At 45.3% G+C, this 13,586-nt stretch carries 11 protein-coding genes; 3 read left to right on the forward strand and 8 right to left on the reverse strand.

What is annotated here, in order from left to right; all coding sequences use genetic code 11:
* Positions 1-154 precede the first annotated feature (154 nt).
* The 3 genes from ACFRAM_RS25610 to ACFRAM_RS25620 form a co-directional block, all read right to left on the reverse strand.
* Entirely contained in the window at positions 155-1,075 is a 921-nt protein-coding gene (locus ACFRAM_RS25610; protein WP_379469441.1) for a ribokinase, read from the reverse strand.
* A 16-nt stretch (positions 1,076-1,091) separates the two neighbouring features.
* The gene (locus tag ACFRAM_RS25615) at positions 1,092-2,117 is read right to left on the reverse strand and encodes a LacI family DNA-binding transcriptional regulator (protein WP_379469443.1); all 1,026 of its coding nucleotides are present in this window, start codon (positions 2,115-2,117) and stop codon (positions 1,092-1,094) included.
* 767 nt (positions 2,118-2,884) lie between these two features.
* On the reverse strand, positions 2,885-3,784 hold the full coding sequence (locus tag ACFRAM_RS25620; protein ID WP_379469445.1) for a LysR family transcriptional regulator: 900 nt from the start codon (positions 3,782-3,784) through the stop codon (positions 2,885-2,887).
* A 136-nt stretch (positions 3,785-3,920) separates the two neighbouring features.
* On the opposite strand from ACFRAM_RS25620, the gene ACFRAM_RS25625 reads away from it, so the two are divergent.
* Both ACFRAM_RS25625 and ACFRAM_RS25630 read left to right on the forward strand, forming a co-directional pair.
* The gene (locus ACFRAM_RS25625) at positions 3,921-4,931 is read left to right on the forward strand and encodes an alpha/beta fold hydrolase (RefSeq protein WP_379469447.1); all 1,011 of its coding nucleotides are present in this window, start codon (positions 3,921-3,923) and stop codon (positions 4,929-4,931) included.
* 41 nt (positions 4,932-4,972) lie between these two features.
* A complete protein-coding gene (locus ACFRAM_RS25630; RefSeq protein WP_379469449.1) occupies positions 4,973-6,124 on the forward strand; it encodes an MFS transporter in 1,152 nt (383 codons plus the stop codon).
* A gap of 51 nt (positions 6,125-6,175) precedes the next feature.
* On the opposite strand, the gene ACFRAM_RS25635 is transcribed toward ACFRAM_RS25630, so the two are convergent.
* The 5 genes from ACFRAM_RS25635 to ACFRAM_RS25655 form a co-directional block, all read right to left on the reverse strand.
* A complete protein-coding gene (locus ACFRAM_RS25635) occupies positions 6,176-7,534 on the reverse strand; it encodes an Nramp family divalent metal transporter (RefSeq protein WP_379469451.1) in 1,359 nt (452 codons plus the stop codon).
* A gap of 329 nt (positions 7,535-7,863) precedes the next feature.
* Complete coding sequence (locus ACFRAM_RS25640) at positions 7,864-9,921, reverse strand: iron ABC transporter permease (RefSeq protein WP_379469454.1); 2,058 nt, start codon at positions 9,919-9,921, stop codon at positions 7,864-7,866.
* A gap of 8 nt (positions 9,922-9,929) precedes the next feature.
* Positions 9,930-10,949 carry an ABC transporter substrate-binding protein gene (locus tag ACFRAM_RS25645; RefSeq protein ID WP_379469456.1) on the reverse strand — a complete coding sequence of 340 codons (1,020 nt, stop codon included), beginning with the start codon at positions 10,947-10,949 and terminating at the stop codon, positions 9,930-9,932.
* 188 nt (positions 10,950-11,137) lie between these two features.
* Positions 11,138-11,962, reverse strand: coding sequence for an aldo/keto reductase (locus tag ACFRAM_RS25650; protein WP_175372292.1), 825 nt, complete (start codon positions 11,960-11,962; stop codon positions 11,138-11,140).
* Positions 11,963-12,029: 67 nt separating this feature from the next.
* On the reverse strand, positions 12,030-12,857 hold the full coding sequence (locus ACFRAM_RS25655; RefSeq protein WP_379469656.1) for an IclR family transcriptional regulator: 828 nt from the start codon (positions 12,855-12,857) through the stop codon (positions 12,030-12,032).
* Between the two features lie 161 nt (positions 12,858-13,018).
* Here ACFRAM_RS25655 and ACFRAM_RS25660 point away from each other — a divergent pair, with 161 nt between their 5' ends.
* Positions 13,019-13,423 (forward strand): hypothetical protein, encoded by a 405-nt coding sequence (locus ACFRAM_RS25660; protein WP_379469459.1) that lies wholly within the window; start codon positions 13,019-13,021, stop codon positions 13,421-13,423.
* Positions 13,424-13,586: the final 163 nt, after the last annotated feature.

Below are 13,586 nucleotides of genomic sequence, written 5' to 3' on the forward strand. Positions count from 1 at the left end.
TGCGCAATTTAGGCACACTTTAACAAGGCTCAGCTTTAAATCAACAAAGTCAAGTGATACAACAATCCCCTTCAAAAAAGCACTTCGGAATCTACTCCAATGATGTCCTTACGAATTCCTTTTCACACAGTAGATCATCTGAATCTCACTCGTCCTAACCCGCTCTTTCTTTTCCCATAAATTCAAGAACCCGCGCTTCTTCAGGGATAGAACTTAGAGCACCAGGAGCCGATACCGTCAACGCCGAGGCAGCGGTGGCATAATTCAAGCTGTACTCCACCCCTTCACCCGTTAAATATTTGGATACGAAGGCTCCTATAAAAGTGTCCCCGGCCGCCGTGGTATCCACAACGTCTACCTTATATGCAGGCGTAGAGATCATTAAGCCGCTGGTATCGATATAGAATGATCCTTTGCTGCCAAGCGTGATAATGACACCCTGAACCCCTTGCTCCAGGATTCGTTTACCCGCTTCATCTACTTTGACGACATCGTCCAGCTTCACCCCGCTTAGGGCTTCCGCCTCAATCTCATTCAAGATCAAGAAATCGATGAACTTCAAATCAGCTAATTCAAAACCTAGCACAGGTGCCGGGTTAGCGAACACCGTTGTTCCGGCTACCTTTGCCAGTTTCAGCACAGCCCGGTTGGTCTCTCTCGGGATCTCATTCTGTAGCAATATAGCATCATAGTCTGAAAGCTCAAGGCCTTGCACATCCTGCTCACTGTATGCGGCATTCGCGCCGGCTGACAGAATAATACTGTTCTCTCCCAGATGATCCACCGTAATGATGGCCATCCCTGTCGTCAAAGGCTTACGCAATACCCCTTCCATATCGATATTATCTGCGGATAATTTACGGCGAATATCCTGTCCAAAAAAATCATCGCCCAGCCCGCCTGCCATGGTCACTGTGGTTCCAGAGCGAGACGCTGCAACGGCTTGATTCGCTCCTTTACCACCTACAAAAAACTGAGTCTCTTGTCCTTGAATCGTCTCACCAGGAATCGGATGACGCTGTACTTGGGTCACAATGTCCATATTCATGCTGCCAACTACCAAGACCTTTGCCATGTCCCTTCTCCTTCGACTAATTCATTTTTTTGACGGAGCCGTATTTCATTAGTTCGACATCCAGTATGACTTTCTTGGGGTTCGTCTCATCCGAATTTTTATCTTTAATTCTCTTAATCAGCATCTCCGCAGCTTGCGTCCCCATTTCACGTGTAGGTCTGCGAACAACCGTTACCTTCGGTTTCACAAATTCAGCCAGTTCATTCTCGTCAAAACCAATTAATGAAATGTCTTCCCCGATCTCCAGATTCAAATCCCGAATCGCCTTGATGGCTCCCTGGCAGATCAAGTTGTTGGCTGCAAAAATCGCTGTCGGCGGGACCTCGGCTTGCATTAATTCAAGGGTAGATTGATATCCGCTATCCTCGAGCCAGCTCCCTTGCTTATGATACTTAGGATCAGGACTAACCCCACCTTCAACCATAGCCCGCTGATATCCCCAATAACGATCCTTACCATCATTAAAGTCATGCTTCCCGTCTATAATGGCAATGCGTGTGTGACCATACTCTAGAAAATGCTTGGTAGCTTCATAAGCGCCGCGATAGTTATCAATCATCACACCATCATGACCGCTATTATCGATGTACCGATCCACCAGAATCGTCGGCTTGCGAATGGTCTGGTAGAAATCTGCTGTCTTATGAGTGCCAATTAAGATAAAGCCGTCGGCGTTTTTACCAAGAAAACTCTCGAAATAGGTGGACTCTTCCGCTTCATCGCCATTTGTGGATACAACAAGGGTGACAAAGCCTGCCTTCTTCGCCACTTCCACCGTTCCGCCTATCACTGCCGTGTAGAAGGGATTTTGAATCTCCGGCACCACTACCGCCAGCATGTTCGTTTTTTTATTAACCATAGATGCCGCTATCGTGTTCGGCACGAAGTTTAATTCATCGATTACTTTCAATACTTTTTTTCGTGTAGCCTCACTTACCCGGTCCAGTCCATTGATTACCCGAGATACAGTAGCAACAGATACATTGGCTGTTTTTGCCACATCTTTAATCGTTATGTCTCTTTTCGTGACAACCACTTCCATTCTTTACCTCTGTTTTTGTCATAACGTTTTTACAACCTTTATACCTTTTATAATGTGAGACTATTTAACAATAATCTGTTATTTTGCAAAAACGTTTACGCAATTTCTAATCCCATTCTAGTACATGTTAGATAAGTTATCAATATATTTTTAAAATTTTAAAAAATAAAGATAAATGCATCATATACATAACATATAACTGACATTTATGATTGTATTCATTCCACAACAAAAGTAATCGTTTAATTAGGTTATAAAATATAACATTTAAATGACATTAAGATAGCTCTATTCTGGACAAAAGAACATGGTCGCACTTAATTCATGAACACCAATTCATGAACACCAATTCATGAATGCCATCTTTTTCAAGGCTTAAAGCTCATCTATAAGAGCTAACGGACCGTATAGCCGTTATTCCCCACTCTAAGTTGCTCTGAATGATGATGCGGACTCAGATGACGTTATTTGCTATCAAACAGCTGAATTTGCAGAAGATTTCTGCCCATAAGGTCTCTAGAGTCCGCTATTTTCCTAAATGACTGAATTTATAGGCGATAAGGTCTCTGGAGTCCGTTACCTGCCGAGGCCAACGCTGATTTTGAGGCAGGCCCACTGAAGATTCATAAAACGATCTAACCAACGCAAAAAAACCTAAAAAAACTGAACTTCACATCTTACGACATGGAAACAGTTTTTCAAGGTGTTGTCTTTGGTTCTATCTTTGGTTCTATCTTTGATTCTATCGTTGGTTCTATCGTTGCTTTCTACAAGTTATTATTCCCCAGAAACGTATCCCGGCTTAAGTTAATAAAGGCTTCGATCGCAGGTGAGATCCACTTCTCTTCATGCCAGAACATTCGGGTTGCGAAGGACACGGCGGTCAAATCCCAAGCCAACGGAACCAGCTCTCCCCGGTTCATTTCTTCGACCACGGCCATTTCAGGCAATATAGCGATGCCCATTCCTATTTTCGCACACTGCTTGATCGCTTCTGCGCTGTTAAACTCTAATTCCGTAACTCCTCTCATGCCCTTCTGCGACAGACTTCGCTCAAAAAATGTGCGATAGGAACAGCCCTTCTCTGTCTGCAAAAAGGTCTCACCCTTAAAATCTTCAACAGTCAATGTCGTACGTGCTGCCAAGGGATGATCGGGCGCGGCCAGGACATAGAAGGATTCATCCAGCAATTTTTCTCCACAAAATCCGGTCTCACCCTTGTCTTCATCCAGCATGAAAATAATATCCGCGTCCCCTTCCCGTAGACTCTGTTTGAGATTATCATCGGAAAGTGCGCGGAACATTAGGCGAACCCCAGGATAGCGCAAGCGAAAGCGCCGCAATACATCCGGCAAGCGGTACGTACACAACGTTTCATCTGCACCTATAACGAGCGTCCCTGTCATCTCGCCAGATTGTCTAACCACTTGTTCTGCTTCTTCAAGCTCCCTCAATATGTTGACAACGTATCCGAGGAAGCGTCTCCCCGCATCGGTTAATATTACTTTCTTCCCCAGCCTGTCCACCAGCTTGACCCCCAGTTCCTCCTCCAGAGCCTTCATCTGCATCGTAACCGTTGACGGAACGTAGTTTTGAACTTCTGCAGCGCGGCTAAAGTTTAGTGTAGAAGCAAGGGTATGAAAGGTCTTGAGTTGGCGCAATTCCACAGTACATCCCATCCTTAATTCAAATTAATTGAATGTATCATTCATAAACGTTTCCTTGAACAAACAATAGCATCGTCGTAGAGTGGTGACAAGTAAGACAGTCCATCTTGCATTTACGAAAAAGGAGATTGTTACGATGAGAGATTACGAAATCTATGAACTGGGGGATGTTCTGCTGCAATCCGGTGTCATCCTGCCGAATGCCATTCTTGCCTATAAAACTTACGGAACACTGAATGCGGCAAAAGATAATGTTATTGTCTATCCCACCTGGTTTGCAGGTCTGCATACCGATAATGAATGGTTAATTGGACCTGGCAAGGCGCTGGACCCGGAAAAGTATTTTATCATCATACCGAACATGCTGGGTAATGGATTATCCTCCTCGCCAAGCAATACGGCCCCGCCCTATGATCACGGGAACTTCCCGGTGGTGACGATTTATGATAACGTGCGTCTGCAGCATCAACTGGTGACCAAGAAGTTTGGGATTAGCAAAATCGCCCTCGTCGTCGGCTGGTCACTCGGAGCTGTTCAAACCTTCCAGTGGGGCGCCAGCTATCCCGATATGGTGAAACGCATTGCCCCATTCGGTGGTACGGCTCAGACAAGGCCACATGCACAAATTGTTTTTGCAAGCATGATCGCTGCACTTCAAGCGGATTCTGCCTGGGAGAATGGGTTTTATCAGCAGCAGCCTACGGCGGGATTAGCCGCAATGGGTCGGGTCTATGCCCCTTGGGGCTTTTCCCAGGCTTACTATCTGGAGCAGCTCTATCAGCAAGACGGTTACCACACTCTCGAGGATTATCTTGTGAACTACTGGGATCAAGTGTTTCTGACTTTCGACGCTAATGACCTGATTACCATGTTACGCACCGGAAGCAGCGGCGATATCAGCGCAAACCAGGCGTATAACGGCGATTTCGAACTTGCATTACGAAGCATTACAGCCTGTGCGCTAGTCATGCCGGGAAGTACAGACTTGTTCTTTCCTCCCCAGGATAACAACTATGAAGTACAATGTATGCCGAATGCTCGCTTCCTCCCGATTGACTCGAAATGGGGACATTGCGCAGGCATTGGACAGCATGGGCCCGATTCCGAATTTATAGATCAACAGCTGAAGATTTTCTTAGGTGAATGATTTTAGCGCACAGTGAATAATTGAAAGTGGAGCGAATCCCATTGAAAAATAATACGATCATCTATATCCTGGCACTTGCAGTTTTTCTGATTGGAACCATTGAATACATTATTACAGGAGTCATTGATATGATTGCCGTGGACTTGGGCATTTCTACCTCCAAGGTTGGGCTATTAGTGACTGTATTTGCGCTCGCAGGAGCCATTATCACTCCGATTCTAATCGCACTGACTATAAATGTGGATCGCAAGAAGCTGCTCGTGGCTTCCCTTGGTGTATTCATTGCCACTAACGGGCTTATGTTTGCCGATCTTTCTTATGAAATCGTACTATGGGTGCGAATGATTCAAGGGGCTAGTGGAGGAATGGCTACCGTGGTGGCTATGGCAGTAGCAACACGACTGGTTGAAAAAGAACGGCGGGGATGGGCCATCGGTATTATCTTGATGGGTCTCAGCAGTTCGCTCGTGCTGGGTGTTCCAATGGGTACATTTTTTAGCGAGAGACTTGGATGGAGAGTTCTATTTATTGCGATCGGTTTATTAAGCATTCTTCCATTGCTAGTCATCTATAGAAAAGTTCCGGCAATCAAAGAAGTGGACAGGGTTACCCTCCGCATGCAGCTCTCTATTCTAAAAGATCCAAAAATTCTGACTGCCTTAGGTATTACTTTATTGTATATCGGCGGATATTCTACCCTGTTCACTTATATTACTCCATTCCTGCAGGCCACCTCCTCACTGTCCATAACCGAGATTAGCGCTGTTCTATTCCTGGCCGGGGTTTGCAGCTTCGTGGGATCAAGAATGGGCGGGCAATTGGCCGATGCAAAAGGAGCGAAATTCACCATTTGTCTAGGACTCCTGTTACAAGGAGCGACGATCCTTGCCTTTGCTCTGGCTGGCATGAATCTATTTCTATTAATCTTGGTATTAATGATCTTTATGTTAGCTACCTGGAGCATTTCTCCTGCCCAACAGCTATTACTGGTTACGCTGGTACCCAGAAATCCTGATATGGCGCTAAGTGTGAATACTTCCTTCATCCAGTTAGGTTTTGCTTTAGGATCTGGATTGGGCGGACTTGTCATCAGTAATACCTCTGTTCTGTACTTGAATTGGCTCGGGCTTGCTGCTGTAAGCATGGCTCTACTCCTTGCGATCTGGCTTTTCAGAACTTTTGACCACGAATGATTACTCCTTCAATGTAAAAACCCCTTGGATGCCCAAGGGGTTCTCGCTTAGTCATCCTAAATCATGACCAGTCAAGATAATATAGCACACCAAGAACACATTGAGGGCAACGATAACGCCGGTAGATAACCAAGCCAGAATTTTAATCCACGGCCGATTGGCGAATTCGCCCATTTTCCGCTTATCGTTGGTGAACAGTACAAGTGGAATAACGGCAAAAGGTAACTGCAAACTAAGCACTACCTGACTCCATAACAACATGTCGCCTGTCCCCCTGGAGCCGGCTATCCACGTAACGATAAATGCGGGCACTACAGCCAGCAAGCGGGTAATCAATCTGCGGAGCCACGGCGACACTCTCAAGCGCACAAAGCCTTCCATCACAATCTGCCCTGCTAACGTTCCCGTAATGGTCGAGTTCTGACCAGAAGCAAGCAATGCGACTGCGAATAACGTGCCGGCAATACTAACGCCAAGGGTAGGACTTAAAAGCTCATACGCGCCTTCTATTTCCGATACATTTAGTCCCGTACCATGAAAAGCGGCCGCACCAAGGATCAAAATAGCAGAGTTAATCAAGAAAGCAAAGAACAGTGACATATTAGAATCGAGAACGGAGAACTTAAGTGCTTCTTTCCGTCCTTTGACAGTTCTCTCATATTGCCGGGTCTGTACAATCGATGAATGCAAGTACAGATTGTGTGGCATCACTGTTGCTCCCAAAATCCCTAATGAGATGAAGAGCATCTCAGGATTCGTAATGATCTCAAATGTAGGAACATATCCGCCCAATAAAGCCGATACTTCCGGCTTCGATATGATCACTTCAAAGACAAATACTGCGAATATGGTGAACATTAAGACGATAATAATCGATTCAATAATCCGAAAACCTTTTTTCTGTAAAAATAACAATAGCAGCACATCAAGTGTAGTAATAGCAATGCCCCATAACAACGGGATCCCGAACAATAAATTTAGGGCAATTGCCGAGCCGATCACTTCTGCCAGATCTGTTGCCACTATAGCAAGCTCCGTTAGAATCCATAAAAAAACAGCCATTTTGGGACCGACAGCATCCCTTGTTGCCTGTGCCAAATCTCTTCCGGTGACAATCCCGAGCTTGGCTGACAAGACTTGAAGCAGCATGGCTATCAAATTTGAAATTAAAATAACAGATAAAAGAGTATAGCCAAAGCGTGCGCCGCCCGCAATTGAGGTTGCCCAGTTACCCGGATCGATGTAGCCGACGGCTACCAGTGACCCCGGTCCCGCAAATGCCAGGAGCTTTCTCCAGAATCCTGACTTTAGAGGAATTTTAACGGAATTGTTTACCTCCTCCAAACTAATACTAGAACTGCTCCGTAACCATCCATGATTTTCTTTTACTTGCTGAATTCCTGCATCCATAGTCTCTCCTCTTTTCACACATTAATCGTGGGGTTGTTCCGAGCCCCTAAACCTAACGAACATATACTGACGAATCTTATTTTGCTCTCGGGAAACATTTTTGTCAATAGCTAAATTTTATGCATAAGACTAAAAAAAGAGGGACGCCCCAAAATCCATAAAACGGATAATTGGGACGCCCCTTATTAAAATGAAGATGGTTCTCACGCCATCTCAATCACGGGTGTCGATATTAGATGTCCATTTATTATTGTATGCCCAGCATTAACGTACACAAAATAAGCCGCCCCATGACGGGACGGCCTTGAATAAGTGTCTCAAACTACATTCTACCCTTTTTTAACAAGCGAACGGTACATTAAGAAGAGGAAATAAGGTGCACCGATCAGCATAATGATCAAACCTGACGGGATTTCTTTCGGTGCCATAATCGTTCTTCCGACCGTATCGGCGATCACCAGCAACAAGCCGCCAAGCAGACCCGACAAAATAATGGAGCGTCTCGTATGGTGGCCGATCATCATCCGCACTGCATGCGGTGCGATGAGCCCGAGAAAACCAATCGTCCCTACACTGGAAACAGCTCCCGCTGCCAGCAACACTCCGATAATCATCGCCCAAAGCCGCGTCCCGCGAACGGGCAAACCTAGGCCGACTGAACTCTCATCACCAAAAGCCAGCAAATCGATTTTCCGTCCCAAATAGTAAGCAACGGGTAACAGGATAATGAGGAAGATTAGAAGGCTATAAAATTGATTCCAGCCCCGTCCATAGGTCGAGCCAGTGATCCAAATTAAGGAGTTGCCGCTCCAGATACTTGCCTTGACGATCATCACCTGTATGCCCGCCGAGGCGATCGCAGATATCGCGATTCCAAGCAGGATGAGAACCGATGGATTCAGACCTCTGCGCCATGCCAGGAAGAATACAATGGATGCTGCCAAAGCCCCGCCAGCCATTGCGGCAATAGGTAAAGCAATGACCGTCATTGCCGGCCATGCGAACAACACGATCAGCGCACCAAAGCCAGCTCCTGAGGTCACACCGATTATAGAAGCGTCAGCAAGTGGATTGCGGACAGCACTCTGAATCAGTACACCGCTAATGGCAAGTGCGATACCGCCTGCAGCTGCAACCAGTGTACGCGGAAGCCTTAAATTCAGCAGAACAGAATACGAATCATCGCCCCTCTGTACAAGACTGCTCAGTAGATCCCCAATAGGTATCCTCGTCCCGCCAAGCGACAAACTGACAAGAATAATAACGATTAACAGTACACTCATAAATATCGCTGTCGGAATAAAACGCATACGTAGCGCTACTCCGCCTATACTCATGGAGGATTGCCCTGGACCTGAACCCGATATATTTTTCATTCTGGTCAGCACCAGCCAAATAAGCCAAGGGGCTCCGATAATCGCCATAACCGCACCGACCGGCATCTCCCCTACACTACTCCGCACCGCACGCGCAAGTGTATCCGCTGCCGTAATGAGCAACGCTCCCCACAAGGCACTCGCAGGGATGAGCAAACGATGCTTATGTATACCGCCAAGCCGGACAAGGTGGGGAGCGACTAAGCCAACGAAGCCGATGGGGCCGACCACGCTGACCACGATCGCAGCCATCAATACCGATATGCCGAGGCCTACAGCCCGGGTTAACCCTACTCTTTGTCCTAGCGAACGGGCAGTAGACTCATCAAGTTCAAGCGCATCGAATTGCCTGCCTGCGAACACGGATACTCCAAGGAGCACAAGGACAAAGGGCCAAGCATACTGGACGCCGTCCCAGTTCAGCTGAATCAGAGAACCCGAACCCCATAAGAATAAATTTTGCGTTTCCGTCTTATTGAAAATAAATAGTGCCGAGGTGAACGCTCCAAGCACCATGGACACGATCATTCCCGATAGAGCCAGCCGGACAGGCGTAGCCGTCTTGCCGCCGCTAAGTAGATAGGCAACAAGCGCTGCCAGCAGGCCACCAGCAGCTGCCAGCACAAATGGGAACTGATGCTGCAAAGCCGGGAAAACAACCATGCCAAGAACAACCATAAAATAAGCTCCCGCATTAATCCCCAGTGTATCTGAGGAAGCAAGCGGATTCTTCGTTATCGTTTGTAGTAACGCACCAGCCGCAGCCAGGGCAGCCCCGGCCAGAATACCGATAACTGTACGCGGCATGCGGATATCCCAGAGCAGATTATGTTCCATGACATCCTGACGGTTCAGCAATCCCTTCATTACAGTACTCGCCGGGATTTTAGCCTCCCCAAAGCCTAGACTTAGAATAAACAGAACGAAGAGGACGGCAAGGCCGCCCCCAAATATTCCAATAATCCGCCAGGTCATATTAATTGAAGTTTTTTCACTGCTATGCCCGTTCATAGTAGCACTCATTTCGTTAAGGTTTTTACTACTTCATCCACAATGACCTTAGAGGAGATTGGACCGCCAAATACCCAGGTCGCGCTGTCTAATGCGTAAGTACGTTTCTCCTTAACGAAGGTAAGTCCGTTCCAAACGGAATTATCCTTCAGTGTCTTTGTGAAAATATCATCATCCTTTTGGACAATATAGAGCAGATTAGTATCCTGAACCGCAGGCAAGGCTTCAACGGTCGATGTGCTGAATCCATAGCTCTCGAAATTATCAGGTTTCCAGTCGTTCTTCAGACCAATCCGGTCCAATGTTTGTACTGCTAGTGAATTGTCTGTGAACAGACGCATTGTTGCTGCATTTTGATAGCTATATGCTTGTGTCAGTACGTAATTCAGACCTTCCTTGCCTGCTGCAGCCAGCTTCGTCTTTGCATCCGCATAATGCGCATCCAAGTCTGCAAGGACTTTGTCACCTTCCGCAGTTTTACCAAGAGCCGTTGCTATCGTTTTGAAGGTGTCTTCCATCAGTGTGTATTGGTCACCTTGCCCTTCAGGTGGATACAGATTGAAAATCAATGTTGGAGCAATACTTTTCAGCTGATCATAAATGGCTTCATTGCTAGCATTCGCAATAATCAAATCCGGCTTCAACGCCGCAATTGTCTCCAGATTCGGCTCGTCGCGCGTACCAACATCCGTCACGCTTGCATCCAATGGTGCTTCAGATGTCACATACAGCTTATAGTTTTCGTTATCGGCGTTCCCCACCGGCTGTACTCCGAGCGCAATTACATCTTCTGTAAATGTCCACTCCAGTACAACAACCTTTTGTGCAGGCTTATCCAACTTAACCTCGCCTTTAGAGTCCTTTAATACAATAGGGCCACTTGCGGTGTCACTGCCAGTATTTTCAGCCGCCGCATTGCTCTTCGGCTCGCTGTTTGTTGCCGGATTCGTAGTATTGTTAGACCCACAACCCGCTGCAACCAGTATCACAACAATAAGCATAACTACACTCAAAAACCTTTTGTGCATTTTGTATATCCCCCTAATTTCTATAAATTGTATATGATAATGATTATCATTTTTAATGACATGAACTATGTTATCTACGATTACATGGAAAGTCAAGGGAATATGATATTTTTACTACTCTATCTTTGGATGCAAAAAGCCCGCAAATCGCTTATAACAAGCGGATTTACGGGCTTTGAATCAATCAATTATCTCATATGAAATTCATTTGGATGCGGGCCTTTGCGGCGGTTACTGTCCAGTTGATTGATGGACTCCATCTCGTCAGCGGACAGTTCAAAGTCAAACACATTGAAGTTTTCTTCAATTCTGGAAGGAGTAACGGATTTCGGAATCACAATCGCGTTACGCTGCAAGTGCCAGCGAAGTACGACTTGCGCTGGAGATTTGCCATGAGCTTCGGCCAGCTTGACGATGGCTTCGTCCTTCAAAACATCGCCGCCTTGATCCAGTGGGCTCCAGGCTTCAACAAAAATATCGTGCGAATCACAGAACGCCTTTAATTCATTTTGCGCCAGGTATGGATGGCATTCGATCTGATTGAGGACCGGCTTCACTTCACATTCCTTCAGAAGACGCTCCAAATGCTCGATTTCAAAGTTACATACACCGATCGCCTTCACTTTACCATCATGGTACAGTTTCTCCAGCGCCTTGTAAGTATCAATGTACTGATCGAAATTCGGCGTTGGCCAGTGGATCAAATACAAATCAATATAATCGAGTTCCAGCTTCTTCAAGCTTTCATCAAAAGCGCGCAAGGTGTTCTCATATCCTTGATCTGCGTTCCACACTTTAGTGGTGATGAACAGCTTCTCCCGAGGAATTGCGGATTCCTTGATGGCTTGTCCCACACCCAGCTCGTTCTGATAAATCATGGCTGTATCAATCGAGGTATAGCCCACTTCAAAGGCTTTTGTTACAGCAGCAGTCGCTTGGTCATCGCTAACCTGCCATACGCCGAATCCAAGCTGAGGCATTTTTACACCGTTGTTCAATGTTACAAAATTCATAGTCTATTCTCCTCCGAATAATTTTTTTATTTATTGAAATCAATTTCATAAACGCTCACTTATCAATTTATGAAATTGATTCATGGCTCAACAGATTTGAAATCTCTTGTGCACATGACGTTACCTGCTCAATATGATAGTCATCCTTCTCTTTGGACACTCGGGTTGTAGGACCGCTGATCGCAATGGCTGCAATGACCTTGCCATCCTTCCAGATCGGTGCGCCGATGCACCTGGCCCCGCATTCCCCTTCTTCATCATCCAAAGCATAACCTTTGACCTTAATATTACGCAGTTCCTCACGGAATTTCTCCTGGGAAGTAATCGTATGCTCAGTCTGCTTCTCCAAAGACATATTCTCCAAGATCCAAGACTGCAGCTCTTCACTCTGATAAGCAAGCAAACATTTTCCAATGGCGTCTCCACAAATAGGCTTACGATCACCGATCACATGATGAGTTCGAGTGGCATACATCCCTGAAATTGCATGCGTGATCACTACCTCTGTGCCATGAAGCATTCCGATGTAGGAGGTCTCCCCTGTCGTCTTGCTTAGCTTGTCCATAGAAGGCACGGATTGCAAGAGATCAACGTCCTGCTTGAGGAGATTCTCACTTTGTAATTTGGATACAAACACATCCGAAATCACAAACCCATTTTTGGGGCTTCTCATGATGAAATCATTCTGCTCCAATGTGCTAACCAAGCGATAAGCCGTGCTTTGGTTGAGCTGTAACTCTTCCATGATCTCTTGGGTAGTGATGTTGGGATTATGGAGTACAAGGTTAAAAATATCCAAACCCTTCTTGAGCGTACCGACCTCATTGCGGTTTATGTCCCCACCCCCTACTGCAATAGTATCCCACTTACAATTGAGATTATAGCAAAGGAAAATTCATTATTCAAATATAGATAATTAAATAATTAATATTATCCATAATGGATAATGTGTTTCGCTAATCCAATATTCCTGCAAGCAGGACGTTGTTATATACATTTACTATGCAACACTCACATGGTAAATTTAGTAATCATATCAATTTAGTAGAGGTGACTATGAAAAAGCTAATATTATTAATAACTTCCATGCTGATAATCATTGTTGGATGTTCAAGCCATAACACATTAAATATTAGCTATCTAGACCCAAGTGAAGCTAACGGACCAATACGTAAATGGATAGAATCTAATCATGCAAGAAATGGAATCTATTTGGGCAGAGTATCCGCTGAACACCGTGTATACCTGTATGTAAATTATAAAAACGAAGAGCATAATCAGAAATTCACAGTACCCTCAGTAAATATTCAGAACCAGGACGGAAAGCTTATCGTAGAAACAGTAACCGTAGCTTCAGATCATTCGTTTGAAAAAATATTTGTAATTACAAATAAGGGAATAAAACAAATCGAAATAAATGGACAAGAATTTAACTTGGAACAATTTGAGGAACTCCAATAGTTTTTTGATCTGTCTTCCTAAATAAACAGTAGATACGTAACCCATGAAACATAAGGACGTACCTGTTTGAAACAAAAAAACAGCGGCAACCTAGGAATTGAATTATCAAATCCATAAGCTGTCGCTGCTTTTGTTATGAGTTCTTACTGTTATTATTCTTCCG

The organism is Paenibacillus sp. NPDC056722 (assembly GCF_042790635.1).
Lineage (GTDB): Bacteria > Bacillota > Bacilli > Paenibacillales > Paenibacillaceae > Paenibacillus_AQ > Paenibacillus_AQ agri.

Bases quoted from the DNA above. Each gene is read 5' to 3' on its own strand.
- ACFRAM_RS25610 (WP_379469441.1), bottom strand. From the start codon at position 1,075: ATGGCAAAGGTCTTGGTAGTTGGCAGCATGAATATGGACATTGTGACC.
- ACFRAM_RS25615 (WP_379469443.1), bottom strand. From the start codon at position 2,117: ATGGAAGTGGTTGTCACGAAAAGAGACATAACGATTAAAGATGTGGCA.
- ACFRAM_RS25625 (WP_379469447.1), top strand. From the start codon at position 3,921: ATGAGAGATTACGAAATCTATGAACTGGGGGATGTTCTGCTGCAATCC.
- ACFRAM_RS25635 (WP_379469451.1), bottom strand. From the start codon at position 7,534: ATGGATGCAGGAATTCAGCAAGTAAAAGAAAATCATGGATGGTTACGG.
- ACFRAM_RS25640 (WP_379469454.1), bottom strand. From the start codon at position 9,921: ATGAACGGGCATAGCAGTGAAAAAACTTCAATTAATATGACCTGGCGG.
- ACFRAM_RS25645 (WP_379469456.1), bottom strand. From the start codon at position 10,949: ATGCACAAAAGGTTTTTGAGTGTAGTTATGCTTATTGTTGTGATACTG.
- ACFRAM_RS25650 (WP_175372292.1), bottom strand. From the start codon at position 11,962: ATGAATTTTGTAACATTGAACAACGGTGTAAAAATGCCTCAGCTTGGA.
- ACFRAM_RS25660 (WP_379469459.1), top strand. From the start codon at position 13,019: ATGAAAAAGCTAATATTATTAATAACTTCCATGCTGATAATCATTGTT.